This is a genomic window from Streptomyces pactum (assembly GCF_002005225.1).
GTDB classification, from domain to species: Bacteria; Actinomycetota; Actinomycetes; order Streptomycetales; family Streptomycetaceae; genus Streptomyces; species Streptomyces pactum_A.
Genome location: NZ_CP019724.1, coordinates 7,437,003 through 7,462,907, shown reverse-complemented (window position 1 = coordinate 7,462,907; position 25,905 = coordinate 7,437,003). Strand labels below are relative to the sequence as shown.

The 25,905-nt window shown below is 72.4% G+C and carries 28 protein-coding genes; 11 read left to right on the top strand and 17 right to left on the bottom strand.

The window, feature by feature from the left end; translation table 11 throughout:
- The first annotated feature begins 25 nt into the window (after positions 1-25).
- Complete coding sequence (locus tag B1H29_RS32555; RefSeq protein WP_055420536.1) at positions 26-829, top strand: maleylpyruvate isomerase family mycothiol-dependent enzyme; 804 nt, start codon at positions 26-28, stop codon at positions 827-829.
- 176 nt (positions 830-1,005) lie between these two features.
- Complete coding sequence (locus B1H29_RS32550) at positions 1,006-1,290, top strand: DUF6332 family protein (protein WP_055420537.1); 285 nt, start codon at positions 1,006-1,008, stop codon at positions 1,288-1,290.
- On the opposite strand, the gene B1H29_RS32545 is transcribed toward B1H29_RS32550, so the two are convergent.
- The 3 genes from B1H29_RS32545 to B1H29_RS32535 form a co-directional block, all read right to left on the bottom strand.
- Positions 1,251-1,916, bottom strand: a complete 666-nt coding sequence (locus B1H29_RS32545) for a response regulator (protein ID WP_055420538.1) — start codon at positions 1,914-1,916, stop codon at positions 1,251-1,253. The two genes, B1H29_RS32550 and B1H29_RS32545, sit on opposite strands and share 40 nt — an antisense overlap.
- Positions 1,913-3,226, bottom strand: coding sequence for a sensor histidine kinase (locus B1H29_RS32540; RefSeq protein ID WP_079160582.1), 1,314 nt, complete (start codon positions 3,224-3,226; stop codon positions 1,913-1,915). Before B1H29_RS32540 ends, B1H29_RS32545 begins: the two co-directional genes overlap by 4 nt.
- 105 nt (positions 3,227-3,331) lie before the next feature.
- Positions 3,332-4,027, bottom strand: a complete 696-nt coding sequence (locus tag B1H29_RS32535; protein WP_055420539.1) for a TetR/AcrR family transcriptional regulator — start codon at positions 4,025-4,027, stop codon at positions 3,332-3,334.
- 160 nt (positions 4,028-4,187) lie between these two features.
- Between B1H29_RS32535 and B1H29_RS32530 the strand changes: the two genes are divergently transcribed.
- Positions 4,188-4,640, top strand: a complete 453-nt coding sequence (locus B1H29_RS32530; protein ID WP_055420540.1) for a nitroreductase family deazaflavin-dependent oxidoreductase — start codon at positions 4,188-4,190, stop codon at positions 4,638-4,640.
- Positions 4,641-4,756: 116 nt separating this feature from the next.
- On the opposite strand, the gene B1H29_RS32525 is transcribed toward B1H29_RS32530, so the two are convergent.
- Positions 4,757-6,034 (bottom strand): geranylgeranyl reductase family protein, encoded by a 1,278-nt coding sequence (locus tag B1H29_RS32525; RefSeq protein WP_055420541.1) that lies wholly within the window; start codon positions 6,032-6,034, stop codon positions 4,757-4,759.
- 180 nt (positions 6,035-6,214) lie between these two features.
- Here B1H29_RS32525 and B1H29_RS32520 point away from each other — a divergent pair, with 180 nt between their 5' ends.
- Entirely contained in the window at positions 6,215-7,570 is a 1,356-nt protein-coding gene (locus B1H29_RS32520) for a dipeptidase (protein WP_055420542.1), read from the top strand.
- 73 nt (positions 7,571-7,643) lie between these two features.
- Complete coding sequence (locus B1H29_RS32515) at positions 7,644-8,348, top strand: MBL fold metallo-hydrolase (RefSeq protein ID WP_055420543.1); 705 nt, start codon at positions 7,644-7,646, stop codon at positions 8,346-8,348.
- Between the two features lie 2 nt (positions 8,349-8,350).
- On the opposite strand, the gene B1H29_RS32510 is transcribed toward B1H29_RS32515, so the two are convergent.
- From B1H29_RS32510 to B1H29_RS32500, 3 genes are all read right to left on the bottom strand, one after another.
- Complete coding sequence (locus tag B1H29_RS32510) at positions 8,351-9,394, bottom strand: NUDIX hydrolase (RefSeq protein WP_055420544.1); 1,044 nt, start codon at positions 9,392-9,394, stop codon at positions 8,351-8,353.
- Between the two features lie 181 nt (positions 9,395-9,575).
- Complete coding sequence (locus tag B1H29_RS32505; protein WP_055420545.1) at positions 9,576-9,770, bottom strand: hypothetical protein; 195 nt, start codon at positions 9,768-9,770, stop codon at positions 9,576-9,578.
- 89 nt (positions 9,771-9,859) lie between these two features.
- Positions 9,860-10,813: an ROK family protein gene (locus B1H29_RS32500; RefSeq protein WP_055420546.1), complete on the bottom strand. Its 954-nt coding sequence runs from the start codon at positions 10,811-10,813 to the stop codon at positions 9,860-9,862.
- Positions 10,814-11,031: 218 nt separating this feature from the next.
- Between B1H29_RS32500 and B1H29_RS32495 the strand changes: the two genes are divergently transcribed.
- Entirely contained in the window at positions 11,032-12,108 is a 1,077-nt protein-coding gene (locus tag B1H29_RS32495) for a LacI family DNA-binding transcriptional regulator (protein ID WP_055420547.1), read from the top strand.
- Between the two features lie 339 nt (positions 12,109-12,447).
- Positions 12,448-13,323 (top strand): hypothetical protein, encoded by an 876-nt coding sequence (locus tag B1H29_RS32490; protein ID WP_055420548.1) that lies wholly within the window; start codon positions 12,448-12,450, stop codon positions 13,321-13,323.
- On the opposite strand, the gene B1H29_RS32485 is transcribed toward B1H29_RS32490, so the two are convergent.
- The 5 genes from B1H29_RS32485 to B1H29_RS32465 form a co-directional block, all read right to left on the bottom strand.
- Positions 13,304-14,602, bottom strand: a complete 1,299-nt coding sequence (locus B1H29_RS32485) for a DUF6986 family protein (protein WP_055420549.1) — start codon at positions 14,600-14,602, stop codon at positions 13,304-13,306. The two genes, B1H29_RS32490 and B1H29_RS32485, sit on opposite strands and share 20 nt — an antisense overlap.
- Before the next feature lie 158 nt (positions 14,603-14,760).
- On the bottom strand, positions 14,761-15,723 hold the full coding sequence (locus B1H29_RS32480; RefSeq protein WP_055420550.1) for an electron transfer flavoprotein subunit alpha/FixB family protein: 963 nt from the start codon (positions 15,721-15,723) through the stop codon (positions 14,761-14,763).
- Between the two features lie 84 nt (positions 15,724-15,807).
- On the bottom strand, positions 15,808-16,596 hold the full coding sequence (locus tag B1H29_RS32475) for an electron transfer flavoprotein subunit beta/FixA family protein (RefSeq protein ID WP_055420551.1): 789 nt from the start codon (positions 16,594-16,596) through the stop codon (positions 15,808-15,810).
- Between the two features lie 253 nt (positions 16,597-16,849).
- Positions 16,850-17,359, bottom strand: a complete 510-nt coding sequence (locus B1H29_RS32470; protein WP_055420552.1) for a flavin reductase family protein — start codon at positions 17,357-17,359, stop codon at positions 16,850-16,852.
- Between the two features lie 145 nt (positions 17,360-17,504).
- Entirely contained in the window at positions 17,505-17,885 is a 381-nt protein-coding gene (locus B1H29_RS32465; protein WP_079160581.1) for a thioredoxin family protein, read from the bottom strand.
- Between the two features lie 265 nt (positions 17,886-18,150).
- Here B1H29_RS32465 and B1H29_RS32460 point away from each other — a divergent pair, with 265 nt between their 5' ends.
- Entirely contained in the window at positions 18,151-18,879 is a 729-nt protein-coding gene (locus B1H29_RS32460; RefSeq protein WP_055420554.1) for a lysophospholipid acyltransferase family protein, read from the top strand.
- A 21-nt stretch (positions 18,880-18,900) separates the two neighbouring features.
- Here B1H29_RS32460 and B1H29_RS32455 read toward each other — a convergent pair whose 3' ends face one another.
- The 4 genes from B1H29_RS32455 to B1H29_RS32440 form a co-directional block, all read right to left on the bottom strand.
- Entirely contained in the window at positions 18,901-19,479 is a 579-nt protein-coding gene (locus B1H29_RS32455) for a transglutaminase-like domain-containing protein (protein WP_055420555.1), read from the bottom strand.
- Positions 19,480-19,564: 85 nt separating this feature from the next.
- Positions 19,565-20,635 carry a threonine aldolase family protein gene (locus tag B1H29_RS32450; RefSeq protein WP_055420556.1) on the bottom strand — a complete coding sequence of 357 codons (1,071 nt, stop codon included), beginning with the start codon at positions 20,633-20,635 and terminating at the stop codon, positions 19,565-19,567.
- The gene (locus B1H29_RS32445) at positions 20,632-21,378 is read right to left on the bottom strand and encodes an SDR family NAD(P)-dependent oxidoreductase (RefSeq protein ID WP_055420557.1); all 747 of its coding nucleotides are present in this window, start codon (positions 21,376-21,378) and stop codon (positions 20,632-20,634) included. The genes B1H29_RS32450 and B1H29_RS32445 overlap by 4 nt, the downstream gene beginning before the upstream one ends.
- A 62-nt stretch (positions 21,379-21,440) precedes the next feature.
- Positions 21,441-22,844: a DUF6421 family protein gene (locus B1H29_RS32440; RefSeq protein ID WP_055420558.1), complete on the bottom strand. Its 1,404-nt coding sequence runs from the start codon at positions 22,842-22,844 to the stop codon at positions 21,441-21,443.
- Positions 22,845-23,072: 228 nt separating this feature from the next.
- On the opposite strand from B1H29_RS32440, the gene B1H29_RS32435 reads away from it, so the two are divergent.
- Positions 23,073-23,756 carry a glycerophosphodiester phosphodiesterase gene (locus B1H29_RS32435; RefSeq protein WP_055420559.1) on the top strand — a complete coding sequence of 228 codons (684 nt, stop codon included), beginning with the start codon at positions 23,073-23,075 and terminating at the stop codon, positions 23,754-23,756.
- Positions 23,757-23,775: 19 nt separating this feature from the next.
- Here B1H29_RS32435 and B1H29_RS32430 read toward each other — a convergent pair whose 3' ends face one another.
- A complete protein-coding gene (locus tag B1H29_RS32430) occupies positions 23,776-24,315 on the bottom strand; it encodes a GNAT family N-acetyltransferase (RefSeq protein WP_055420560.1) in 540 nt (179 codons plus the stop codon).
- Positions 24,316-24,405: 90 nt separating this feature from the next.
- Between B1H29_RS32430 and B1H29_RS32425 the strand changes: the two genes are divergently transcribed.
- Together B1H29_RS32425 and B1H29_RS32420 are read left to right on the top strand one after the other, a co-directional pair.
- The gene (locus B1H29_RS32425) at positions 24,406-24,798 is read left to right on the top strand and encodes a VOC family protein (protein WP_055420561.1); all 393 of its coding nucleotides are present in this window, start codon (positions 24,406-24,408) and stop codon (positions 24,796-24,798) included.
- Positions 24,799-24,896: 98 nt separating this feature from the next.
- Positions 24,897-25,661, top strand: a complete 765-nt coding sequence (locus B1H29_RS32420) for a VOC family protein (protein WP_055420562.1) — start codon at positions 24,897-24,899, stop codon at positions 25,659-25,661.
- Positions 25,662-25,905 lie beyond the last annotated feature (244 nt).

Below are 25,905 nucleotides of genomic sequence, written 5' to 3'. Positions count from 1 at the left end.
TGCCCCCATCCGGCAGAATCCCGCCATGGAGACTGCCACGTTCGTCCAAGTCCTGGACCGTGAAGGTGTGTTGCTCGCAAAGGCCGCCGAGGCGGCGGGCACCGGCGGCAAGGTGCCGACCTGCCCCGGCTGGCAGGTGCGGGACCTGCTGCGGCACACGGGGATGGTGCATCGCTGGGCGGCGGCGATCGTAGCCGAGGGGCACACCGCCCCCCGACGCGACGGTGGCCTGCCCGACCTCGACGGCACCGCGCTGCTGGCCTGGTTCCGGGAGGGACACCGCGGGCTCGTCGACACCCTCGCCGGTGCCTCACCCGACGTGCGCTGCTGGCACTTCCTGCCCGCGCCGTCGCCCCTGGCGTTCTGGGCCCGGCGCCAGGCGCACGAGACGACCGTGCACCGGATCGACGCCGAGTCGGCCAGCGGCGGCGAGCCCACCGGCATCGGCGTGGACTTCGCGGTGGACGGCATCGACGAGCTGCTGCGCGCCTTCCACGCCCGCCCGAAGAGCGCGGTCCGCACCGAGACACCCCGCACGCTCCGGGTGCGGGCGACGGACGCGCCCGGCGCCGTGTGGACCGTACGGCTGTCGACACGGCCACCGGAGACCGAACGCGGCGATGCCGGGCGCACCGGGGTCACCCATGACACCGAAGACACCGAGAACGTCGAGGACACCGAGGACGTCGAGGACGTCGACTGCGAGCTGGCCGGACCAGCCGCTCAGCTCTACTCGGCGCTGTGGAACCGTCGCCCGTTCCCGGAGGTGGCCGGCGACGCCTCGCTCGCCGCGTTGTGGCGTGAGAAGTCGGGCGTGACCTGGAACTGAGCGGGACCGCGCGGCGACGCCGGTCAGCCGGCCGGCACCCGGTGCGGCGCCGCCCGCCACCCCGGAGCACCTCGCCGGCCCCTGCCCGGCCCCGGACCCCAGGTCCGCACCGGTGCGAAGTGGCCGCGGCCGACGTCGTACTGCCGCATCGGCGCGGTTCTGGGAAGCTTGCCTGCATGGACACCTATGGGGGACGGCGCACGCAGGGCGAGCGGGACGCGATCACGGTGGAGATCGGATACGCGCTGAGCAGCGCGGCGTTCGCGGCGGCCGTGCTGTTCGGGGCCGTGGCGGGACCGGCGTATCTCTTCGGCCTGCCGTCCCGGATGCAGGGCGTGCTGGTCGGCTCGGGTACCGTGCTGGCCGTCGCGGTGTTCTCGGTCCGTGTGGTGAGCGTGCTGGTCCGGTTCGCCCGGGGCGGTCAGCCCAGCCAGCCCGGCCGCACCAACCCCGACTCGTAGGCCAGCACCACCAGTTGGGCCCGGTCGCGAGCGCCGAGCTTCACCATCGTACGGCTGACATGGGTCTTGGCGGTGAGCGGGCTGACGACCAGACGGCGGGCGATCTCCTCGTTGGACAGGCCGATGCCGACCAGCGCCATCACCTCCCGCTCCCGCTCGGTCAGCCGGGCCAGTTCGCCGGCCGCCGCGGGCTCCTTGGAACGGGCCGCGAACTCGGCGATCAGGCGGCGCGTCACCCCGGGTGAGAGCAGCGCGTCCCCGTCGACCACCGCCCTCACGGCACGCAGGAGTTCCTCGGGCTCGGTGTCCTTGACCAGGAAGCCCGAGGCGCCGGAGCGGATCGCCTCGAAGACGTACTCGTCGAGTTCGAAGGTGGTGAGCATGACGACCTTCACGTCCCGCAGTCCGGCGTCCCCGGTGATCCGGCGGGTCGCGGCCAGGCCGTCGAGGAGGGGCATGCGGATGTCCATCAGGACGACGTCGGGGCGCAGTTCGCGGATCGCGCGCACCGCCTCCTCGCCGTCGGCGGCCTCACCGGCCACCTCGATGTCCGGCTGTGCCTCCAGCAGCGCCCGGAAGCCGGCCCGTACCAGTGACTGGTCGTCGGCGAGCAGTACGCGGATCACCGGCCCTCCTCCTTGACGTCATCGACGTCCTCCTCGGCACCCCTGACGTCCTTGGCGCCCCTGACGCCCTCGGCATCCCTGACGTCCCTGGTGTGCTTCACGTCGATCGGCAGGGTCGCGAGCACCCGGAAGCCGCCGTCGGCGCGCGGACCCGCCTCGATGGTGCCACCCAGCGCCGCCGCCCGCTCCCGCATTCCGGCCAGCCCGTTGCCGCTGCCGCCCGCCTCGGCGCCGGTCGCGGGACCGTCGTCGTCGACGCGCAGCCGCAGCGTGCCGCCGTCCCGGCCCACGTGCACCCGCGCGCGCCGCGAACCCGAGTGCCGTACGACGTTGGTGAGGGCCTCCTGGACGATACGGAACGCGGCCAGGTCGGTACCGGGCGGCAGCCGTGGCGGCTCCCCCTCGAGCTCGACGGTGAGGCCCGCGCTCGCCGCCTGGCCGACCAGTTCGGGAAGCCGGTCCAGCCCGGGGGCCGGGGCACGGGGCGCGTCTCCGGGGGTGCGGAGGGTGTCGAGGACCTGGCGCACCTCGCCGAGCGCCTCCTTGCTCTTGGCCTTGATGGTGGTGAGCGCGGTGCGGGCCTGCTGCGGGTCGCTGTCGAGCAGGGCGAGACCGACCCCGGCCTGCACGTTGATGACGGAGATGCTGTGGGCGAGGACGTCGTGCAGTTCGCGGGCGATCCGCAGCCGCTCCTCGTCCGCGCGCCGCTTGGCCGCCTGGGCCCGTTCCGCCCGCTCCCGCGCCCACTGCTCCCGCCGGGCCCGGGTCAGCTCCGACAGTGCCACGATGGCCACCACCCAGGTGGCGATCACGATCTCCTGCCCCCAGGACGCGGCCGAGTCCCCGGACGGTGGCAGCCAGCGGTAGAGCCAGTGCGTCAGCAGGGCCAGCCCGGCCCACATCGTCCCCATCGCCGCCCACGCGGCCCTGCGGTGCCCGGCGACGACGGCACCGAAGCAGGCCACCGCGACGGCCACGAACACCGGCCCGTACGGGTATCCGGCGAAGAGGTAGACCAGGGTGGTGGCCGCCGTGCCGAACACCACGGGCACCGGGTACCACTGCCGCCACAGCAGGGCTGCTCCCGTCAGGAACAGCAGCACGCGCCCGAAGGGGTCCAGTGCGACCCGCTCCCCCTCCTGGGCGTGGGCGGCGAAGTTGGAGCCGACCAGCACGAACGCCGTGATCAGCAGGGTGGAGCGCCAGGGCCACCGGGCGCGGTGCCCCTCCTCGCCCCGGTGGTTCCACCACGGGGGTCCGGGCCGCCACCACTGCGGCGGCCCGCTCCCGTGCTCGCGCTGTCCGTCCATGGCCGCCACGCTAGACGCCGCGCACCGTGGGCAGCGTCACCCGCGCGTGGTGATCACGCGTACTCCCTGTGAAGTACGGCCTCCCCGTCCGGCCGCCCCGCCTCGCTACGGGAAGACCAGGCCCACCCCGTGGGCGAGCCGCTCCGCCGCGTGACGGAAGAACGCCTCCCGGTCCTCCACGACCCGATGGAACTGCCCGAACACCTCGAAGCCGACCAAACCGAACAACTCGGCCCAGGCGGCCACGAACGCCGTCACCGTCTCCGGTGGCAGGCCGGGGGCGAGATCCGCCGCCATCCGCTGGGCCTCGGGCCGCAGTTCGGCGGGCAACGGAGGCTTGGCCAGACCCGGGCCCCGGTGCGCGTCGCGCACGATGCCCATGAACACGTAGGCCACCCGGGCGGCGGCGGGGACGGTGTCGTCGGGCGCGCTGTAGCCGGGCACCGGCGAACCGTAGATCAGCGCGTACTCGTGGGGATGCGCCAGCGCCCACCCGCGGACCGCCTCGCACACCACGGTCCAGCGGCGGGCGTGCCCGGCACCGGCCGCCGCGTCACGGGCCGCCTCGGCGGCCTCACCCAGCGAGTTGTAGGCGTCGATGATGAGTGCGGTCAGGAGGTCGTCGCGGCTGGGGAAGTAGCGGTAGAGGGCCGAGGACGCCATACCCAGCTCGCGGGCCACGGCCCGCAGCGACAGCCTGGCGGCGCCTTCCGCCGCGAGCTGTGCGCGCGCCGCCTCCTTGATGGCGGCGGTGACCTCGATCCGGGCGCGGGCGCGGGCTCCGTGTGCGGTGCTGCTCATGGGGACCAGTGTTCCATGATCCAGAGCAGTGCACACAAAAGAGAGCAGTGCTCTTGCTTTGCCGTGTCGACCTCATGCAGACTGAAGCCCGGAGCGAGAGCAGTGCTCACAGAAGTGAGCAGTGCTCTCGCCGTCACCCAGCCGACCTGGAGGTCGTCCGATGTCGTCAGCGACGTATTACCGCAAGGGCAGCCCGATGGCCCTCCGGCTCAACAGCGTCATCGGCTGGCTGGCCCGGCACGGTGTCAGCCTCGCCGGCGCCGCGGAGATGTCCGTCCGCGGCCGCAAGAGCGGCCGGATGCAGCGGATCCCGGTCAATCCGCACAGTCACGGCGACGCGCGGTACCTGATCTCGGCGCGCGGTCACTCCCAGTGGGTCCGCAACATGCGCACCGCCGGGGGCGGCGAGTTGCGCGTCGGCCGCAAGGTCCGCTCCTTCACCGCGGTGGAGCTCCCCGACGAGGAGAAGCTCCCGATCCTGCGGACCTACCTGGAGAAGTGGGGTTGGGAGGTGAACCAGTACTTCCAGGGCGTCACCGCCAAATCCTCCGACGAGGAGATCGTCGCGGCCGCCCCGGACCACCCCGTCTTCCGGATCGAGACCGAGGACTGACGGACGACGCCCACCGGCGGAACGGCGACCACCGGCGGAACGACGACTGACGGAACGACCACCGGCGGATCAGGGCGGGCGGAATCCGGGACTCGCGGAATCCGGGACTGCCGAAATCAGGAACCGTTCTCGTCGCCCGCCCTCCCGGGAGCGTCCGCGGAGCCCGCCGCCCCCGCCGCCCCCGCGGGCCGGCGGTCCGTCGCCGCCAGCGCCCGCTGTGCCAGCGGGTGGCTGCGAATCAGCTCGCCCAGCGAGGTCGAACCCTGGGTGATGTCCTTGAACGCCTTCCAGGCCGGACGGAAACCGGTCAGGGCCGCGTGGAAAAGCCCCGGCCGGCGCTCGAACACCGCCAGCATGCGCTTGCCGACGCTCATCTCCACACCCAGCCCGGCCTTGATCGCGAAGGCGTAGTTCAGGGCCTGCTTGCGCGCGTCCACCGCGTCGTGCGCCTCGGAGATCCGCACCGCCCACTCCCCCGCGAGCCGCCCGGACCGCAGCGCGAAGGAGATCCCCTCGCGCGTCCACGGCTCCAGGAGCCCGGCGGCGTCACCGCACACCAGGACCCGGCCGCGCGACAGCGGCGAGTCGTCGGCACGGCAGCGCGTCAGGTGGCCGGAGGAGATGCTCGGTTCGAAGCCGGCGAGGCCGAGCCGGCCTACGAAGTCCTCCAGGTACCGCTTGGTCGCCGCACCCTCGCCGCGCGCCGAGATCACGCCCACGGTCAGCGTGTCGCCCTTGGGGAAGACCCAGCCGTAACTGCCGGGCATGGGTCCCCAGTCGATGAGGACCCGCCCCTTCCAGTCCTCGGCGACCGTGTCCGGCACCGGGATCTCCGCCTCCAGCCCCAGGTCGACCTGGTCGAGCTTGACTCCGACGTGCGCCCCTATCCGGCTGGCGCTGCCGTCCGCGCCGACGACGGCCCTCGCGAGCACCGTCTCGCCGCCCTGGAGTACGACGGCGACCGTGCGCCGGTCAGGCACCCCCGACCCGTGCTGCTCCACACGCGTCACCGTCGCCCCGGTGCGCAGCTCGGCGCCCGCCTTCTGGGCGTGCTCGACGAGTTGCTGGTCGAACTCGGGCCGGTTGATCAGCCCGAACAGCATCTGCCGGGAGCGCCGGGTCCGGGTGAACCGCCCGTTGTTCGAGAACGTCACCGCGTGCACACGGTCCCGAAAGGGCAGTTCGAAGCCGGGCGGGAGGGTGTCGCGCGAGGGACCGATGATGCCGCCGCCGCACGTTTTGTAGCGGGGCAGGTCCGCCTTCTCCAGCAACAGCACACGCCGCCCCGCGACCGCCGCCGCATAGGCGGCCGAGGCCCCCGCGGGTCCCGCGCCCACCACGACGACGTCCCAGACCTGACGCGCGTCGTCCGCCGAAGAGTTCTCGCTGCTCACGATGGTCTACTGCTCCCAACAAACCGCATGCCGCACCTGACCCCCGCATCCTACGGCGGGCATCGCCGCAGGCCACTGTGGGAGGATCGGGCCTACCAATCCCAGTACTCCAGTACTCCCAGTACTCGCGGTACTGCCAGTACTCCTCGGTACAACGTCGCACCCACAAGGAGCGTGCCCATGTCGTCGAATCCGGTCGCCGAGACCGTCTCCTCCCTGATGCCCAGGGCGAAGGAGGAGCTCACCGCGCTGGTGGCCTTCAAATCGGTGGCGGACTTCGACCAGTTCCCGCGCAGCGAGAGCGTGGGCGCGGCCAACTGGATCGCGGCCGCGCTGCGCGCCGAGGGATTCCAGGACGTGGACCTGCTCGACACGCCGGACGGCACGCAGTCGGTGTACGGGTTCCTTCCCGGGCCCGAAGGCGCGAAGACAGTGCTGCTCTACGCCCACTACGACGTGCAGCCGCCGCTGGACGAGGCCGGCTGGGCCACCCCGCCGTTCGAACTGACCGAGCGCGACGGCCGCTGGTACGGGCGCGGCGCGGCCGACTGCAAGGGCGGGGTGCTGATGCACCTGCTCGCGCTGCGCGCGCTGAAGGCGAACGGCGGCGTGCCGGTGCACGTCAAGGTGATCGCCGAAGGTTCGGAGGAGCAGGGCACCGGCGGCCTGGAACGGTACGCCGAGGCGCACCCGGAGCTGCTGGCCGCCGACACGATCGTCATCGGCGACGCGGGCAACTTCCGGGTCGGACTGCCGACGGTCACCTCGACGCTGCGCGGCATGACCCTCGTCCGGGTGCGGGTCGACACGCTCGAGGGCAACCTGCACTCGGGCCAGTTCGGCGGCGCGGCGCCCGACGCGCTGGCCGCCCTGATCCGCGTACTGGACTCGCTGCGCGCCGAGGACGGTTCGACGACCGTCGACGGACTGGCGGCGGACAGCGCGTGGGAGGGCCTGGCCTACGACGAGGAGCAGTTCCGCCGGGACGCCCGGGTCCTGGACGGCGTGGAGCTGATCGGGTCCGGCTCGGTCGCCGACCGGATCTGGGCGCGGCCGGCCGTCACGGTGCTCGGTATCGACTGCCCGCCGGTCGTCGGCGCCACGCCGTCGGTGCAGGCGAGCGCCCGCGCTCTGATCAGCCTGCGGGTGCCGCCGGGCGTGGACGCCGCCGAGGCCACCAAGCTGCTCCAGGCCCACCTGGAGGCGCGTACGCCGTGGGGCGCCCGGGTGGGCGTCGAGCAGATCGGCCAGGGCCAGGCGTTCCGCGCGGACACCAGCAGCCCGGCGTACCAGGCGATGGCGGACGCGATGGCGGTGGCGTATCCGGGCGAGGAGATGCAGTACGCCGGCCAGGGCGGATCCATCCCGCTGTGCAACACCCTGGCGGCGCTCTACCCGCGGGCGGAGATCCTGCTCATCGGCCTGAGCGAGCCGGAGGCGCAGATCCACGCCGTGAACGAGAGCGTGTCCCCCGAGGAGTTGGAGCGGCTGTCGGTCGCGGAGGCGCTGTTCCTGCGCAACTACGCGGCGAGCTGAAGGCGGCAGGCTCCGGTTCTGCCGTGGGCAGAGGGGCCTCGCCACCGGGCGGAGCCCTGCCTACGGTCGTTGCGTGGACGTCATCGAGCTCCTCCCCCGCCTGCACCTGCTGCGCTTCCCGGTCGGCCAGGCCTACCTCTGGCGCGACGGCGACGACCTGACGCTGATCGACGCCGGACCGGCCGGGTCCGGGGCACGCATCGCCGCGCTGGCCGGATCCCTCGGACGCGTACGGCGTGTCGTCCTCAGCCACTTCCACGAGGATCACGCGGGCGGGGCCCAGGAGGTCGCCGCGCTCACCGGGGCCGAGGTGGTGGCCCACGCCCTGGAGGCGCCGGTGGTGCGGGGCGAGGTGCCGGGCCCGCCGCCCGAGTTCGAGGACTGGGAGCGCCCGCTGCACGCGGACGCCCTCCGGCGGCTTCCCAAGGGCGGGTTCGACCGGCCGGCGCGGGTGACCGAGGTGTCCGACGGCGACGTCCTGGACTTCGGCGGCGGGGCGCGCGTCGTCCACGCCCCGGGCCACACGGACGGGAGCATCGGGCTGCATCTCGCACGGCACGGTGTCCTGTTCACGGGGGACGCCGTCGCCGCGTCGCCGGTCGACGGGAGTGTGATGCTCGGCGTGTTCAACGTCGACCGGGACCGGGCCGTCGGCTCCTTCGGGCGGTTGGCCGGCCTCGACACGGAGGTGGCCTGCTTCGGTCACGGCGATCCGGTGACCGGCGGGGCGGGTGACGTACTCCGGGCATCGGCGCGGACCTACGGGGCGGTGGGCTGACGTCAGCCCACCGGAGTGCCCGCCTCCAGGTACAGCGCCGCACCGCGTTCCCGGGCCCGCAGGGCCCAGCGCAGCCGCTCGTAGCGGACCGGGGGCAGCAGGCCGGCGGCCTCGTCCTCGGTGACGAAGCGCCAGTCGCGCAGTTCGGGGCCGGGCAGCAGCACGCGGGCGGCGTCCGCGGCGTCGAGCCGGCCGCCGTCGAAGAGCAGTCGCAGGCCGCCGTAGCCGGGGGGCACGGGCGATTCCCAGTCGACGACCAGCAGGGCGGGTACGTCGTCGAGGCGGATGCCGGTCTCCTCGGCGACCTCGCGCATCCCTGCGCGCGCGGGGGCCTCGCCGGGTTCCACGACGCCGCCGGGGAACTCCCAGCCGGGCTTGTAGGTGGGGTCGACGAGCAGCACCCGGTCCTGCTCGTCGAAGAGCAGGACCCCGGCGGCGATGGTCTCGGCGGTGGGCTCGGGCGTCTGCACGATGTCGCAGGCCGGCACGGCGCCGGTGCCGACGGCCTCGGCGATCCGGGCGGCGGCCTCGTACGGGGAGAGCGCGCCGGTGTCGATCGGGTGGGCGTCGGCGGTCAGCCAGGAGGCGAGGGCGGCACGATATGGCTCGATGTGATCGTACGACCACTGCCGTACGCGTATCTCGCCGTCCGGCAGGCCCTCCGGTATCTCGCGGCCCGCTATCCGCTTCCGCAGGATCGTTTCGGCCGGAGCGAGCAGGACGTGCCGGACCGCGATCCGGCGGGCGGCGAGTCCGCCGAAGATCTCGTCGCGGTACTCCTGCCGCAGCAGCGTCATGGGAACCACGAGGGTTCCGTCCAGCTCGGCGAGCATCGCGGCCGCGGTGTCGGTCACGAGGCGGCGCCAGATCGGCAGGTCCTGGAAGTCGCCGACCTCGGCGAGGCGTTTGGGCGGCAGCAGATGCGCGAGTGCGCCGCCGATGACCTCGGGGTCGAAGAGTGTGCTGTTCGGGATCAGTTCGATCAGTTCCCGTGCGGTGGTGGTCTTTCCCGCACCGAACGCGCCGTTGATCCAGACGACGGTCACAGGTCCCCCTCTTCTGTTGGCCCCCTGTGGCTTGCCCGCTTCACCCTGCCACGGAAACCAGGCCCAGTTGAGGGAGTGAGACGACGGCGCCGGCGCCCCCGCGAGGGACGCCGGCGCCGTGCGGTCCGGGTGGTGCGGACCGGGTGATGCGATCCGGGTGGTGCGATCCGGGCGGTGTGCGTCAGCCCAGCGGCCCGAGGGCGTCGTCGTCCACGTCCAGGCTGTCGACGGCGGCGGTGTCCTGGACGGTGCTGACGGTGTCCTCCACGTCGAGGTTGAGCGGGTGGTCGCCCGGGACCGCGTGGGACGGGCTGACGGCCGCGACGACGAAACCGGTGGCGAGGGACGCGATGGCGAGCATGCTGCGCTTCTTCATGCCTGCTTCAACTGCGCCACGGCGTCGGGGTCACGGGTGAGAGCGCGGGAGCGGCGGAAGAGACCCGGCGCCACGAGCCCGCGATGGGCTCAGACTCGCGCCGGGGTCGCGTCCGCCGTCCTCGTGAGCGCCGCCGCGGCCGCCCCCACCAGCCCGGCGTCCGTGCCCATCTGGGCGGGCACGACGGCCAGGCGCTGTACGAAGGACAGGGTCGCGTACCCCGCCAGGGCCTTGCGCAGGGGCGCGAAGAGCACGTCGCCCGCCTTGCCGACGCCCCCACCGATCACGGCGATGTCGATCTCGACGAGGGTCGCGGTGGCGGCGATACCGGCGGCCAGTGCCTGCGCGGCCCGTTCGAAGGACGCCACGGCGACGGGGTCGCCCAGGCGGGCGGCGGCGGCGACCGCGGCGGCGGACGTGTCGCCGTCCGGGCCGGGGCGCCAGCCGGCGTCGAGGGCGCGCCGCGCGATGTTGGGGCCGCTCGCTATGCGCTCCACGCAACCGCGCGCGCCGCACGGGCACGGGTCGCCGTCCAGGTCCACGCTGATGTGGCCGATGTGCCCGGCGTTGCCGGTCGGGCCGGGGTGCAGTCGGCCGCTCAGAACCAGGCCGCCGCCGACACCCGTCGAAACCACCATGCACAGCGCGTTGTCGTGGCCTCGGGCGGCGCCCTGCCAGTGTTCGGCCGCCGTGATGGCCACGCCGTCGCCGATCAGCTCGACGGGCAGGTCACCGGCGGCGTGGCGGACCCGCCGGACGAGCGGGTAGCCGCGCCAGCCCGGCACGTTCACCGGGCTGACCGTGCCGGCGGAGGCGTCCACCGGGCCGGCGCTGCCGATGCCGACGGCCGTCACCCGCCCCCACAGCGGCGACGCGGCCAGTTCCCCGAGCACCGCCTCGACGGCCCGCATCACGGTGTCGCCGTCCTCCCGGGCGGGCGTGGCACGCTGCGCGCGCGCCTGGATGCGGCCGTGGCCGTCCACCAGCGCCCCGGCGATCTTGGTGCCGCCGATGTCCAGCGCTGCCACGAGGTCGGTGTGCATCAGAGTCGGATCTCCCCGTCGGACCGAAAACAGCGAAAATGACGAACACAAGAAGGCACAACGGACCGGCCCCGCGGTGGGGACGAGGGCCGGAGAGTGCGATGGACAGTGTCTCCTGCATCTGACAACGTTGTCCAGGCTCTATGCTCGACGCCACATCCTCATACAAACGCATGACCGACACATCCCCCGTGGACGACAGGAGCCGACGCACTCCCGTGGACGACAGGACAGGACACCGCATCGTGCCCGACGCGACCCGCCGCGCAGACCGCCTCCCCGGGAACCGTTACGGCAATCGCCCGACCATGAAGGACGTCGCCGCCCGGGCCGGGGTGGGTCTCAAGACCGTCTCCCGGGTGGTCAACGGGGAGCCGGGTGTCACCCCGGAGACCGAGCGTCGCGTCCAGGAGGCCATCGACGCGCTCGGCTTCCGCCGCAACGACAGCGCACGAGTGCTCCGCAAGGGCCGTACCGCCAGCATCGGCTTGGTCCTGGAAGACCTGGCCGACCCCTTCTACGGGCCGCTCAGTCGTGCCGTGGAGGAGGTGGCCCGGGCCCACGGCGCCCTGCTGATCAACGGGTCCAGCGCGGAGGACCCGGACCGCGAGCAGGAGTTGGTGCTGGCGCTGTGCGCGCGGCGCGTGGACGGGCTGGTGGTGATCCCCGCCGGGGACGACCACAGGTATCTCGAGCCGGAGCTCAAGGCGGGCGTCGCCACGGTGTTCGTGGACCGTCCCGCGGGGCAGATCGACGCGGACGTGGTGGTGTCCGACAACTTCGGCGGCGCCCGCGACGGCGTGGCGCACCTCATCGCGCACGGACACCGCAGGATCGGCTTCATCGGCGACATGCCCCGCATCCACACCGCCGCCGAGCGGCTGCGCGGCTACCGGGCCGCCATGGAGGACGCCGGCATACCGGTGAAGGACTCCTGGATGTCCCTGGGCGTCACCGACCCCGTGCGGGTACGCCGGGCGGCCGAGGAGATGCTCGCCGACCCGCACCCGGTCACCGCGATCTTCACCGGCAACAACCGCGTGACGGTCACCGTGATCCGCGTCCTCGCGGATCACGCGCGCGGCGTCGCCCTGGTCGGCTTCGACGACATCGAGCTGGCCGACCTGCTCCAGCCGGGCGTCACCGTGGTCGCCCAGGACGCGGCGGCCCTCGGCCGCACCGCAGCCGAGCGGCTCTTCAGGCAGTTGGACGGCACCCTGATCGCGCCCGACCGCATCGAACTGCCGACCAGGCTGGTCACCCGGGGCTCGGGCGAGCTGCCGCCGGCGGACTGAGCGCACGGGGCGGACCGGCCGCCCCGGCCTCCGGGGACGGCCGTAGCGTGCGCCGTGCGACCGCACGAGGACGCCGGCCGTCCGCGGAGGGGCCCGCGCCGGCGCACGCCGGGCCGGGACGGACGGGCGCCACCCTCGCTCCGGCTCGGATCGCGACCGTTCGGAGACGGCCGGAGCGAGCCCCGCAGCCCCGCAGCCCCGCAGCCCCGCAGCCCCGCAGCCCCGCAGCCCCGCAGCCCCGCAGCCACAAGCCGCTACACCGCACAGCGCCACAGCCACAGCCACAGCCACAGCCACAGCCACAGCCACAGCCACAGCCACAGCCGGGAGGATCGCACCGTGTCGCAGTCAGCCGGCGAGGAGCGGGAGCCCGCGCGTCCGCGCGGCGAGGACCGGACGCTGCGGGCGCTCGGCCTGGCCGGCGTGCCGCGGGAGGAGCCGCTGCTGTATCCGGGCCCGTGGCCCCGGGAGTCGGGCCTGCTGGACGGGGACCGGCTGCTGCCGCTGGACCGGCCGGTCCACGAGGACGGGAACGGGGAAGGCCGGGTTCCGGTGCTGGCGATCGGTTCCAACGCCAGCCCGGGCCAGTTGCGGCACAAGATGGCCGAGTTCGGCATCGATTCGCCGATCCCGATGGTCAGGACGCGGGTCACCGGCCTCGACATCGGCGTGTCCGCCCACGTGAGCCGCATGGGATACGTGTCCGCCTCACCGGTGAGCGCCCCGGGCGTCGCACGGGAGCTGTTCGTCCTGTGGCTCGACGCGGAGCAACTGGCCGTGATCGACGCGAGCGAAGGTGTGCCGATGGCGTCCGGCAACTTCGACCGCGTCTGGCTCCCCGCACCCGACGTGCGCGTCGAGCCGGCGGACGGGGACGGGGACGGCACGGTGCTGCGCGGCGCGTACGCCTACGTCAACCGCCACGGCGTCCTGCACGACGGCACCGGAGCACCACGCCGGCACCCGGGCGACCAGCGCGTCCTGATCACCGAGCTGCTCCAGGGGTCGGCCCGGCTGCGAGAGCTGTTCGGGGTGACGCCCGAGGAGTTCTGCGCCCGGGCGCGGGTCGACCGGCGGCTGTGCGCGCGGGGGACGCGGCTGTTCGCCGAGGAAAAGCGGGTGACGGCGTCCGGCCTGGAGCGGTATGTACGCTCCGGCCGGACCGGCGAGCCGCTCCCCCGCACCCAGCCGCCGCCTACTGCGCCGATGCCGTGAGGTCACCGCGCCGCGGGGACGAGAAACCCTCCAGGTCGGCGCGGGTCAGACCGGTCAGCCGGGCGACCTCCCCGATGTCGAGGGCGCCGCAGTCCAGGCCGCGCAGCAGGTAGCCGCTGAGGGCCTTGGCGGTGGCGGGCTCGTCCATGACGTCGCCGCCGGTGCGGTTGGCGTAGCGGGTGAGGCGGGCGGCCGCCTGCTCGAAGCCCTCGCGGTAGAAGGCGAAGACGGCCGCGTACCGGGTCGGGATGTGGCCGGGGTGCATGTCCCAGCCCTGGTAGTAGGCGCGGGCGAGCGCGCGGCGGGTGAGGCCGAAGTGCAGGCGCCAGGCGTCGTGGACCTTCTCGGTGGGGCCGATGGGCAGGACGTTGGTGGAGCCGTCCGAGACGCGTACGCCGGTGCCGGCGGCGGCGACCTGCATGACCGCCTTGGCGTGGTCGGCGGCCGGGTGGTCGCTGGCCTGGTACGCGGCGGAGACGCCGAGACAGGCGCTGTAGTCGAAGGTGCCGTAGTGCAGACCGGTGGCGCGGCCCTCGGCGGCCTGGATCATGCGGGCGACGGCGGCCGTGCCGTCGGCGGCGAGGATGGACTGGCTGGTCTCGATCTGGATCTCGAAGCCGATCCGGCCGGGCTCCAGGCCGCGTGCCTTCTCGAACGCCTCCAGGAGCCGCACCATGGCGGTGACCTGCTCGGGGTAGGTCACCTTCGGCAGGGTGAGGACCAGCCCGTCGGGCAGGCCGCCGGCCTCCATCAGGCCGCTGAGGAAGACGTCGAGGGTGCGGATGCCGCGGGCGCGCACCGGGGCCTCCATGCACTTCATGCGGATGCCCATGTACGGGGCCGCCGTGCCCTGCTCGTAGGCCTCGGCGATCAGCCGGGCCGCGCGGGCGGCGGACTCGTCCTCCTCGGCGTCCGTGCGGTTGCCGTAGCCGTCCTCGAAGTCGACGCGGAGGTCCTCGATCGGCTCGCGCTCCAGCTTGGCGCGCACGCGGGTGTACACCGGCTCGGCGAGCTCGTCGGTGAGGCCGAGGACGGCGGCGAAGGACGCGGCGTCGGGTGCGTGTTCGTCGAGGGCGGCGAGCGCCCGGTCGCCCCAGGAGCGGATCGTGTCGGCGGCGAAGACGTCACCGGGGACGTAGACGGTGTGGACGGGCTGGCGGGTGCCCGGGTCTCCGGGGTAGCGGCGCTCCAGCTCCGCGTCGACCGGTGCGAGGGAGGCACTGATCTCCTCGCCGACGCCGCCCGCGAGACTCGTCGCCACCTTCTCCTGCTGACCCATCCCACACCCTCCTGTTTTCCGCTGAACGGAATCGAATATCCGTAGAGCGAAGTTATCTGTCGGTCACTCGCCGGTCAACACCATCCTGCGCAGACGCCGAGGCCCCCGCGACCAGGAAGGACGGTCGCGGGGGCCTCGGCCGAAGCTGCGAGCGGGTGTCAGCCCTTGCGGGTCTTGACTTCCTCGGTGAGCTGCGGGACGACGTCGAAGAGGTCGCCGACCACGCCGTAGTCGACCAGGTCGAAGATCGGGGCCTCGGCGTCCTTGTTGATCGCCACGATCGTCTTCGAGGTCTGCATGCCCGCGCGGTGCTGGATCGCGCCCGAGATGCCGGAGGCGATGTAGAGCTGCGGCGAGACCGACTTGCCGGTCTGGCCGACCTGGTTGGTGTGCGGGTACCAGCCAGCGTCCACCGCGGCGCGCGAGGCGCCGACGGCCGCGCCGAGCGAGTCGGCGAGGGCCTCGATGATCGCGAAGTTCTCCGCGCCGTTGACGCCACGGCCGCCGGAGACCACGATCGCGGCCTCGGTCAGCTCGGGGCGGCCGGTCGACTCACGCGGGGTGCGCGAGGTGACCTTGGTGCCGGTCGCCTGGGCGGAGAAGGACACCGACAGGGCCTCGACGGCACCGGCGGCCGGGGCGGCCTCGACGGCGGCCGAGTTCGGCTTGACCGTGATGACCGGGGTGCCCTTGGAGACGCGGGACTTGGTGGTGAAGGCGGCGGCGAACACCGACTGGGTGGCCACCGGGCCCTCGTCGCCGGCCTCCAGGTCGACGGCGTCGGTGATGACGCCGGAGCCCAGGCGCAGCGCCAGGCGGGCGGCGATCTCCTTGCCCTCGGCGGAGGACGGGACCAGCACGGCGGCCGGGGAGACGGCCTCGACGGCGGCCTGGAGGGCGTCGACCTTGGGTACGACCAGGTAGTCGGCGTACTCGGCGGCCTCGTGGGTGAGCACCTTGACCGCGCCGTGCTCGGCGAGGGCGGCGGCGGTGTCACCGGCGCCGTTGCCGAGGGCCACGGCGACGGGCTCGCCGACGCGGCGGGCCAGCGTCAGCAGCTCCAGGGTGGGCTTGCGGACGGCGCCGTCCACGTGGTCGACGTAGACGAGAACTTCAGCCATGGGACTTCTTCTCTCCTGCTTGCGAGATAGAGGGGCGGTCGGCGAATCCGGGGCTCAGATGACTTTCTGGCCCGCGAGGCTGCATCACACGAACTTTCGCTCCGCGAGGAAGGCGGCGAGCTGCTTGCCGCCCTCGCCCTCGTCCTTGACGATCGTGCCCGCGGTGCGCGCCGGGCGCTCGGTCGCGGAGTCGACCGTGGTGTAGGCGTTCTCGAGACCGACCTCGTCCTCGTCGATGTCGAGGTCGGACAGGTCCCAGGACTGAACCGGCTTCTTCTTGGCGGCCATGATGCCCTTGAAGGACGGGTAACGCGCCTCGCCCGACTGGTCGGTGACCGACACGACGGCCGGGAGGGAGGCCTCGAGCTGCTCGGTGGCGGAGTCGCCGTCGCGGCGGCCCTTGACCGTGCCGTCCTCGACGGAGACCTCGGACAGCAGCGTCACCTGCGGCACGCCCAGACGCTCCGCGAGCAGCGCCGGTACGACGCCCATGGTGCCGTCCGTGGAGGCCATGCCGGAGACGACCAGGTCGTAGCCGGCCTTCTCGATCGCCTTGGCCAGGACCAGGGAGGTGCCGATGGCGTCGGTGCCGTGCAGGTCGTCGTCCTCGACGTGGATCGCCTTGTCCGCGCCCATGGACAGCGCCTTGCGCAGCGCGTCCTTCGCGTCCTCCGGACCCACCGTCAGGACGGTGATCTCCACGTCGTCGTCGGAGTTCTCCGAGATCTGCAGCGCCTGCTCGACCGCGTACTCGTCCAGCTCGGAGAGCAGACCGTCCACGTCGTCCCGGTCGACGGTCAGGTCATCGGCGAAGTGCCGGTCGCCGGTGGCGTCGGGCACGTACTTCACAGTGACAACGATCCTCAAGCTCACGCCGGCTCTCCTACTGCGTCGACATTTCAGTGCTGCCTCTTGCAGGCAGCATAGGCGCCCCAAGCGGCCGATCCCGGTCGGGGCGACCTGCGCTCCGCCCGGAATATTACTCGTCAGTACACCCAGTTCTTTCCCGCTAAGCAAGCGCTTTGAACTGTGACCTTCGCAACGCAGCGTAACCGGAACCCGACGGCTTCGCAGAAGGGGCCCCCGGGTCCGGCCGGTCGCGCGGACCGGCCCCCCGGAGACCGGGTCAGTCGCGCAGGCCGTTGTAGCGCCCCTGGTGGTACAGCAGCGGACGGCCGGCACCCGCGGGGTCACCGAGGAGGACCTCCGCCAGTACGACGCGGTGATCCCCCGCGGGCACGCGGCCGACGACGCGGCACACGAGCCAGGCGAGGACGCCGCCCAGCACGGGCACGCCCTCGGGTCCCTCGCGCCAGGTGGTCGGCGTCGCGAAGCGGTCGGCGCCGCTGCGGGCGAAGGTGGCCGCCAGCTCCTCCTGGTGGTCGCCGAGCAGGTGGACGCCGACGTACTCGGCCTCGGACACCGTCGGCCAGCTCGAGGAGCCGGTACCGATGCCGAAGGAGAGCAGCGGCGGCTCGGCGGAGACGGAGGTGAGGGAGGTGGCCGTGAAACCGACCGGACCGGCCTCACCGCGGGCGGTGATCACGGCGACTCCCGCCGCGTGCCGCCGGAAGGCGGACCGCAGCAGGTCGGCGGTGGCGAGCCGCGGCGCGGCGACCTCGGGCGTGACCGTCATACGGGGTGTCCTTCTGCGTTGCGCCTCGGCCCGGGGAGAGGGGAGCGAGGGCCTACGGGCAGGCTGACGACGGGTGGCACACACAGTCAAATACGTCCCGGATGTGGAGACTGTGGAGAACGCCTCACAGGTGACGTGGCGGTGGTCACACCGCCTCGCCCAGTGCGGCGATCACGTCCGCCTTGCGCGGCTGCCCGACGGCACGCCGCACGACGCGGCCCTCGGTGTCGAGGACCAGTACGGTCGGCGTCTTGAGCACGCCGAGTGCGCGCACGAGCTCCAGGCGGGCCTCGGCGTCGATCTCGACGTGGGTGACGCCGGGGACCATACCGGCCACCTCCCCGAGGACCCGCCGGGTGGCCCGGCAGGGAGCGCAGAAAGCGCTGGAGAACTGCACGAGTGTGGCGCGCGCGCCCAGCTCCGCGCCCAGGTCGGCCGCGTCGAGCCGCGGATGGGAGATGTCGAGCCGCCCGCCGTCGCCCTGCCCGCGCACCCGTTCGCCCCTGTTCCGCCGCCACCGCGGCACTCACGGACGCGCGTGACCCGCGCGCCACCAGTCCGGTCGTCCTCAGGTGCAGCGCTCGCGAGACGCCCGGGATTCCCGGCTCACCGTCGTGTTTCAGCCACCCAGGGGCCGACGACGTGATGAGGATCTCGCCACGGGCGGGCACCAAGGCTGGTACACGGGCCGTTCTTGGGGCACGATCTGCCACAAGCCGTAAACCTACGGCTGCGTAACTTTCGGCTGGGAGTCCCCTTCCCAGGCTGACAAGAAAGGGTCCGACCCGCCCATGGCAGAACTCGCCTACCGCCCGGCCATCGGTCTCGCCCGCACCCTGTTCAAGGTGTGGGATCTCAAGATCGACTGTCAGGGTTCGGAGAACATCCCGCGCTCGGGCGGCGCCGTGCTGGTGAGCAACCACATCAGCTACCTGGACTTCATCTTCGACGGCCTGGCGGCGCTCCCCCAGAAGCGGCTAGTGCGCTTCATGGCGAAGGAGTCGGTCTTCCGGCACCGGGTCTCCGGTCCGCTGATGCGGAACATGAAGCACATCCCGGTGGACCGCAAGCAGGGCGAGGCGGCATACGCGCACGCCCTGGACTCGCTGCGGTCCGGCGAGATCGTCGGAGTCTTCCCGGAGGCCACGATCTCCGAGTCGTTCACACTGAAGAGCTTCAAGTCGGGCGCCGCGCGCCTGGCGCAGGAGGCGGGCGTCCCGCTGATCCCGATGGCGTTGTGGGGAACGCAGCGGCTGTGGACCAAGGGTCACCCGCGCAATTTCAAGCGCAGCCACGTCCCGATCACGATCCGGGTCGGCGAGGCGATGGAAGCCTCCCGCGAGCAGTACGCCGGCGCCATCACCCGCCGGCTGCGCGAGCGGGTGCAGGAGCTGCTGGAGGCCGCGCAGCGCGCCTACCCGGTGCGCCCCAAGGGGGCGGACGACACCTGGTGGATGCCGGCCCACCTCGGCGGCACCGCCCCGACGCAGGAGCAACTGCGCACGGCCGAGGCGCGCTGACCCCGGCCGGGGCGGTCGTTCCTACGACGCCAGCGCGGGCGGCAGCGTCTCCCACAGGTGGGACCGGTCCGCGGCCGCCCTCAGCACGTCCAGCACGACCGGATGGGGCGCGGCGTACAGGCCCGGGTAGTCCGCCTCGCCGGCCGCGGTGTCCGGCGTGAAGGCCAGCCGCTCCCGCCCCAGGGAGAACCGGGCGTCCACGCCGGGCTTGTTGCCGCGCGGGTCCTGGCGGTGCCAGGCACCGTTGAACCGCACCGCGACCAGCCCGTGCACCACGTCGAACCGCTGGTAGCACAGGGCGGTCGGGATGTCCTCGGCCCGCAGCAGCGCGGTCAGCGCGTGGGCCTTGGCATAGCAGATGCCGGTGCGCTGTTCCAGGACGTCCGAGGCGCGCCAGGTGACGCGGGGGTCACCGGAGTCCTGCGAGTGCGGGATGGTGTCACGCACGAACTCGAAAGCCAGCCGCGCATAGGCATACGAGTCCTCCGCCTCCTTGGCGAGCCGCCCGGCCACCTCCCGTACACGCGGGTGATCGTGGTCGATGACCTCGTCGGCGGCCAGGTAGGCGGACAGGTCGGGGTTGTTCTGGATCAGCTCCATGCCCGCAGAGCATAGAAACGCGATCACCCGTCAGTCAATGACTTTTCAGGTGACCGCATACCTATGCACTACTGGAGAGGCCTCGTCAGCGTGCCGTCTCCTCCTTGAGGGCGGCGACGAACGCGTCGACGTCCTCCTCGGTGGTGTCGAAGGCGCACATCCAGCGCACGTCGCCCGCGGCCTCGTCCCAGAAGTAGAAGCGGAACCGCTTCTGCAGGCGCTCGCTCACGTCGTGCGGCAGCCGGGCGAAGACCGCGTTGGCCTGCACCGGGTAGAGGATCTCCACGCCGTGCACGGCGCGCACGCCCTCGGCCAGTCGCTGGGCCATCTCGTTGGAGTGCCGGGCGTTGCGCAGCCACAGGTCCTTGGCGAGCAGCGCCTCGAGCTGCACCGACACGAAGCGCATCTTGGAGGCGAGCTGCATCGACAGCTTGCGCAGGTGCTTCATGTGGCGCACGGCGTCCTGGTTGAGGACCACGACCGCCTCGCCGAACAGGGCGCCGTTCTTGGTGCCGCCGAGCGAGAGGAGGTCGACGCCGACCGCGTTGGTGAACGTCCGCATCGGGACGTTCAGGGAGGCGGCGGCGTTGGCTATCCGGGAGCCGTCCAGGTGCACCCTCATGCCGTGCGCGTGGGCGTGCTCGCAGATGGCGCGGATCTCGTCGGGCGTGTAAAGCGTGCCCAGCTCGGTGCTCTGGGTGATCGAGACGACCTGCGGCATCGCGCGGTGCTCGTCGTCCCAGCCGTACGCCTGCCGGTCGATCAGGTCGGGCGTGAGCTTGCCGTCGGGCGTGGGCACGGTGAGCAGCTTGAGGCCGCCCATGCGCTCGGGGGCGCCGCCCTCGTCGACGTTGACGTGTGCGCTCTCGGCGCAGATCACCGCGCCCCAGCGGTCGGTGACCGCCTGGAGCGCGACGACGTTGGCGCCGGTGCCGTTGAAGACCGGGAACGCCTCGGCGCCGGAGCCGAAGTGGCTGCGGATCACGCGCTGGAGGTTCTCGGTGTAGTCGTCCCCGCCGTACGCGACCTGGTGCCCGCCGTTGGCCAGCGCCAAGGCGGCGAGCACCTCGGGGTGCGCGCCGGCGTAGTTGTCACTGGCGAAACCGCGGACCTCGGGGTCGTGATGGCGACGCGCGTCGGTCTTCGGTGGGTTCACGGCTTCTCGGTCAGCCACAGACGGTTTCCGTTCACTTCCGGGGCGGGCTTCTCCCAGACTCCGGCGACGGCCTCGGCGAGGTCACGCACGTCCGTGAAGCCCGCGAACTTCGCGTTGGGACGCTCGGCGCGCATCGCGTCGTGCACCAACGCCTTGACCACCAGGATCGCAGCCGCGGACGTCGGGCCCTGCTCGCCCCCCGCCTTGCGGAAGTAGTCCGCCATGGCCAGCGTCCACGCCTCGGCGGCGGCCTTGGCGGCCGAGTACGCGGCGTTGCCCGCGGTCGGCCGCGACGCGCCCGCGGCGCTGATCAGGACGTAGCGGCCGCGGTCGCTGCGCTGGAGCGCCTCGTGGAAGGCGAGGGAGGTGTGCTGCACCGTGCGGATCAGCAGCTTCTCCAGCAGGTCCCAGTCCTCGAGGTCGGTCTTGGTGAAGGTCTGGCTGCCGCGCCAGCCGCCGACGAGGTGGACCACGCCGTCGACCCGGCCGAAGTCCTTCTCGATGCGGTCGGCCCACGCACGGGTGGAGCCGAGGTCGAGCAGGTCGACCTTCTCGCCGGTGACCGTGGCACCGCCGTGCGCGTAGCGGGCCGCGTCGACGGCCTCCGCCAGCCGTTCCGGGTCGTTGTCCGAGCCGACGACCGTCGCGCCCGCCTCGGCGAGCCGCAGCAGCGCGGCCCGTCCGGCGGGTCCGCCCGCTCCGGCCACCGCGATCACCGCGCCGTCGAGCGTCCCGTTCCCCATGGTCCTCGCCTCCCGAGCCTGTGCTGTCTGCCGAGTCTGTTCCCGCGTGCCGGTGCCGTCGCTCACGCGGCGGCCCGCTCGGCGCCGTCCGCCGTGGCGGTGATGCCCTTGGTGGAGGCGATCACGTTCTTCAGCTTCTTGGACAGTGCCTCGTAGAACATGCTCAGCGGAAACTCGTCCGCAAGCACGTCATCGACGAGTTTGCGCGGCGGCAGGGACAGGTCCAGGGCGTCGGGACCCTTCGCCCACTTCGAGCCCGGGTGCGGGGCGAGGTAGGTGGAGACCAGCTCGTAGCCGGCGAACCAGTGGACGATCTTCGGGCGGTCGATGCCGTCGCGGTAGAGCGTCTCGATCTCGGCGCAGAGCTGGTTGGTGACCTGCGGGGCGCGCTGCCAGTCGATGAAGAGCTTGTTGTCGGTCCAGCGCACGACGTCGTGCTTGTGCAGGTAGGCGAAGAGGAGCTGGCCGCCCAGACCGTCGTAGTTGCGCACGCGCTCGCCGGTGACCGGGAAGCGGAACATGCGGTCGAAGAGGACCGCGTACTGCACGTCGCGGGCCTGCGGGACGCCGTCCGCCTCCAGCTTCACGGCCTCCTTGAAGGCGGTGAGGTCGCAGCGCAGCTCCTCCAGGCCGTACATCCAGAAGGGCTGGCGCTGCTTGATCATGAACGGGTCGAAGGGCAGGTCGCCGTGGCTGTGGGTGCGGTCGTGGACCATGTCCCACAGGACGAAGGCCTCCTCGCAGCGCTTCTGGTCGTCCACCATCGCGGCGACGTCCTCGGGCAGCTCCACGCCCAGGATGCCGACGGCGGCGTCGGTGACGCGACGGAAGCGGGCGGCCTCGCGGTCGCAGAAGATGCCGCCCCAGGAGAAGCGCTCGGGTGCCTCGCGCACGGCGATGGTCTCCGGGAAGAGAACGGCCGAGTTGGTGTCGTAGCCGGCCGTGAAGTCCTCGAAGGTGATGCCGCAGAACAGCGGGTTGTCGTAGCGGGTGCGCTCCAGTTCGGCCAGCCAGTCGGGCCAGACCATGCGCAGCACGACCGCCTCGAGGTTGCGGTCCGGGTTGCCGTTCTGCGTGTACATCGGGAAGACGACCAGGTGCTGGAGGCCGTCGGCGCGGTTCGCGGCGGGCTGGAAGGCCAGCAGCGAGTCCAGGAAGTCGGGCACCTGGAAACCGCCGTCGGCCCAGCGGCCGAGGTCCGTCACCAGGGCCTCGTGGTAGGCGCGGTCGTGCGGGAGCAGCGGGGACAGCTCCTCGACGGCGCCGGCGACACGGCGTACGGCGTCCTCGGCCTCGGCCCGGCCGGGCGCGCCGTCGGCGTCGAAGTCGATCGACCCGTCCTTGGACTGCCATGGCCGGACCCGCTCCACGGCATCCTTGAGCACGGGCCACGCCGGGTGCTCCACCACCCTGCTCGCCGGAGGAATGTTCTCCTCCACACCCACCTGCACAAGAATTTCCGTCATGTCCCATCCTCCACGGGAGAAGCTCGCGTCAGGACACCGTAGGCATACGAGGTTTCTCCCAGCAAGGGGAGCCTCCGTAAATTATCCTGCCAGACCCGGGCCTTCACCGCATTTCTTCCTGCCGGATGCCGGAGTCCGGATACCAGGCGCGGCAGTGGGGAAACGGTCCCGCAGGGCCGTTAGGCTGCCGCCCTGCCATCGCCGACGTCGACGGAAGCGAGTCGAGCCTTGAACTTCCTCACCATCGGTCACCGCGGAGTGATGGGTGTCGAACCCGAGAACACCCTTCGTTCCTTCGTCGCCGCCGAGCAGGCCGGCCTCGACGTCGTCGAACTGGACCTGCATCTGAGCAAGGACGGCGCGCTCGTCGTCATGCACGACGCGGACGTGGACCGCACCACCGACGGCACGGGCGCGATCGCCGAGCAGACCCTCGAGGAGCTGCGGGCCCTGGACGCGGGCCGCGGAGAGCGGGTCCCGGTCTTCGAGGAGGTGCTGGACGCCGTGTCGGTGCCGTTGCAGGCCGAGATCAAGGACGCGGCGGCGGCGCGTACGCTCGCCGAGGTGATGCACCGGCGGGACCTGGTGGACCGGGTGGAGGTGATCTCGTTCCACGACGAGGCCATCGTGGAGATCGCCCGGCTGGTGCCGGGCGTGCGGACCGCGCTGGTCGCCCAGTACTACGGCCCCGAGGTCGTGGACCGTGCCGTCGAGGCCGGCGCCGGCACGCTGTGCCTGGACATCAACCGGATCACACTGGAGATCGTGCAGCGGGCCCGGAAAGCGGGCCTGCGGGTCTTCTCCTGGACCGTGAACACGCAGGACCATCTGCGGCTGGTGCGCGCCCTCGGCCTGGACGGCGCGACGACCGACTACCCGGAGATCAAACGCACCGGCCGCTTCACCGCGTGAGCGCCACGGCGGACGGACGTCAGGCCAGCGGCTTGACCAGCAGCTCGAACTGAAGGTCGTCGCGCTGCGGAACGCCGAAGCGCTCGTCGCCGTACGGGAAAGGGGTCATCTCTCCCGTACGGCGGTAGCCGCGGCGCTCGTACCAGGCGATGAGGTCCTCGCGTACGGAGATCACGGTCATGTGCATCTCCGTCACGCCCCACGCCTCGCGGGCCTGCCGCTCCGCCTCCGCGAGGATCGTCTTGCCCAGGCCCTCGCCCTGCAGCGCGGGGCTGACGGCGAACATGCCGAAGTAGGCGTGCGCCCCCCGGTGCTCCAGTTGGCAGCAGGCCACGATCCGGCCGTCCCGCTCCACCGTCAGCAGCCGGCTGTCCGGCGACTTCACGACCTCCAGCACCCCCTCCGGGTCCGTGCGCTGCCCCTGGAGGATGTCCGCCTCGGTGGTCCACCCGGCCCGGCTGGAATCCCCGCGGTACGCGGACTCTATGAGGGCGACGATGCCGTCCACGTCGGCGTCGGTGGCGTCGCGGTAGGTCAGTGGGCTGGCGGCGGTGTCCATGTGGGGCGTCTCCGGTTCGTTCTCGACGATCCGCTCGCGGGCGCGGCGCGGGCACCGATGAGACTAACGCCGCCAGTAGTCTCGGGAAGCATGGTGCATGTACTCAGCAGCCGGATCCTGCTCCGCCCCTTGGACCCCGAGCGCTCCCGCGCCTTCTACGGCGAGCAGCTCGGCCTCGCCGTCCACCGGGAGTTCGGCACCGGACCCGAGCGGGGCACCGTCTACTTCCTCGGCGGCGGCTTCCTGGAGGTCTCCGGCCGCTCCGAGGAGCCCCTCGCCCCCGCGCTCAAGCTGTGGCTCCAGGTCGAGGACGCGGCGGCGGCCCACGACGAACTGCGCGCGAAGGGCGTCCGGATCGTGCGGCCACCGGTCCAGGAACCGTGGGGACTGGTGGAGATGTGGATCGAGGACCCGGACGGTACGCGGATCGTGCTCGTGGAGGTGCCCGCCGACCATCCGCTGCGCCACCGGCCGGGGATCTGAACCACCGCGCCGCCACGTGCCGGATGGCCGCCGCCCGCACCCGGCCTTAGCGTGCTGGAGAGGGACGGTTCCCGGCTCTGCGGAAGGACGGCCACGCGATGAAGCTCCACGAACCGGTGACCGGCGGGCCCTGCTGGGCGGAGCTGGGGACCAGCGACCTGGCAGCGGCCAAGCGGTTCTACACCAAGCTGTTCGGCTGGCGCCCCGAGACGGACTCCCGCCAGCAGGCGGGCGGTTACACGATCGCCCGCCTCGGTGACGCGGCGGTCGCCGCCCTGACCCCGCTCTACCAGCAGGCGCAGCCGGTCGCGTGGAACGTGTCGTTCGCCGTGCGCGACGCGGACGCCGCCGCACGGCAGGTGACGGCGGCCGGCGGGGCGCTCCAGCAGGGACCCACGGACGTCTTCGACTCGGGCCGGTTCGTGGTGGCCGCCGACCCGACCGGGGCGGTGTTCCAACTCTGGCAGGGGCGCTCGTTCCCGGGCGCCGGGCTGTTCAACGCGCCCGGCTCGCTGGGCTGGGTGGAGCTGCTGACCCGGGAGCCCGGCCGGGCCGCCGACTTCTACACCACGGTGTTCGGCTGGAGCGTCACCGCCTCGGACCGGTACCCGCAGTGGGGGATCGACGGGGCGGACTTCGGCGGCATGGTGACGATGGACGAGAAGTTCCCGCACGAGGTGCCCGCTCACTGGCTGCCGTATTTCGCGGTCGCGGACGTGGACACCGCCGCGGTCGACACGACCGACGGTGGCGGCACCGTGCTGATGGAACCCACTTCGCCTCCCGACGGACCGCGCATCGCGGTGCTGCGCGACCCGCAGGGCGCGATGTTCGGCGTGTACCGGGCGGGCGAGGAGCGCTGAGCCCCGGGCCCGTGCCCGGCCCGGCCCGGCTTGTCCTGGCCACGGCCCGCCTTGGCACCGGGCCCCGGGCCGCCCGCACGACTTCGTCGGGGAACCGGCCGGCACCCGCGACTTCCACGGTGACCGCTGGACCGAGACCGACGACCGCCGGTCCGGCCACCGCCGCACGCTCCATCACGTGCTCCGAGCACCGCACGGTCCGCTGCGTGCTCCGAGCACCGCACGGTCCGCTGCGTGCTCCGAG

Coding starts and splice junctions, on each gene's coding strand:
- B1H29_RS32500 (WP_055420546.1), bottom strand. CDS start 10,813: ATGCACACCGACCTCGTGGCAGCGCTGGACATCGGCGGCACCAAGATC.
- B1H29_RS32455 (WP_055420555.1), bottom strand. CDS start 19,479: ATGGAGCTGATCCAGAACAACCCCGACCTGTCCGCCTACCTGGCCGCC.
- B1H29_RS32480 (WP_055420550.1), bottom strand. CDS start 15,723: ATGGCTGAAGTTCTCGTCTACGTCGACCACGTGGACGGCGCCGTCCGC.
- B1H29_RS32520 (WP_055420542.1), top strand. CDS start 6,215: ATGTCGTCGAATCCGGTCGCCGAGACCGTCTCCTCCCTGATGCCCAGG.
- B1H29_RS32445 (WP_055420557.1), bottom strand. CDS start 21,378: ATGGGGAACGGGACGCTCGACGGCGCGGTGATCGCGGTGGCCGGAGCG.
- B1H29_RS32485 (WP_055420549.1), bottom strand. CDS start 14,602: ATGGGTCAGCAGGAGAAGGTGGCGACGAGTCTCGCGGGCGGCGTCGGC.
- B1H29_RS32505 (WP_055420545.1), bottom strand. CDS start 9,770: ATGAAGAAGCGCAGCATGCTCGCCATCGCGTCCCTCGCCACCGGTTTC.
- B1H29_RS32440 (WP_055420558.1), bottom strand. CDS start 22,844: ATGACGGAAATTCTTGTGCAGGTGGGTGTGGAGGAGAACATTCCTCCG.
- B1H29_RS32460 (WP_055420554.1), top strand. CDS start 18,151: ATGGCAGAACTCGCCTACCGCCCGGCCATCGGTCTCGCCCGCACCCTG.
- B1H29_RS32470 (WP_055420552.1), bottom strand. CDS start 17,359: ATGACGGTCACGCCCGAGGTCGCCGCGCCGCGGCTCGCCACCGCCGAC.
- B1H29_RS32550 (WP_055420537.1), top strand. CDS start 1,006: ATGGACACCTATGGGGGACGGCGCACGCAGGGCGAGCGGGACGCGATC.
- B1H29_RS32530 (WP_055420540.1), top strand. CDS start 4,188: ATGTCGTCAGCGACGTATTACCGCAAGGGCAGCCCGATGGCCCTCCGG.
- B1H29_RS32430 (WP_055420560.1), bottom strand. CDS start 24,315: ATGGACACCGCCGCCAGCCCACTGACCTACCGCGACGCCACCGACGCC.
- B1H29_RS32535 (WP_055420539.1), bottom strand. CDS start 4,027: ATGAGCAGCACCGCACACGGAGCCCGCGCCCGCGCCCGGATCGAGGTC.
- B1H29_RS32540 (WP_079160582.1), bottom strand. CDS start 3,226: ATGGACGGACAGCGCGAGCACGGGAGCGGGCCGCCGCAGTGGTGGCGG.
- B1H29_RS32425 (WP_055420561.1), top strand. CDS start 24,406: ATGGTGCATGTACTCAGCAGCCGGATCCTGCTCCGCCCCTTGGACCCC.
- B1H29_RS32420 (WP_055420562.1), top strand. CDS start 24,897: ATGAAGCTCCACGAACCGGTGACCGGCGGGCCCTGCTGGGCGGAGCTG.
- B1H29_RS32555 (WP_055420536.1), top strand. CDS start 26: ATGGAGACTGCCACGTTCGTCCAAGTCCTGGACCGTGAAGGTGTGTTG.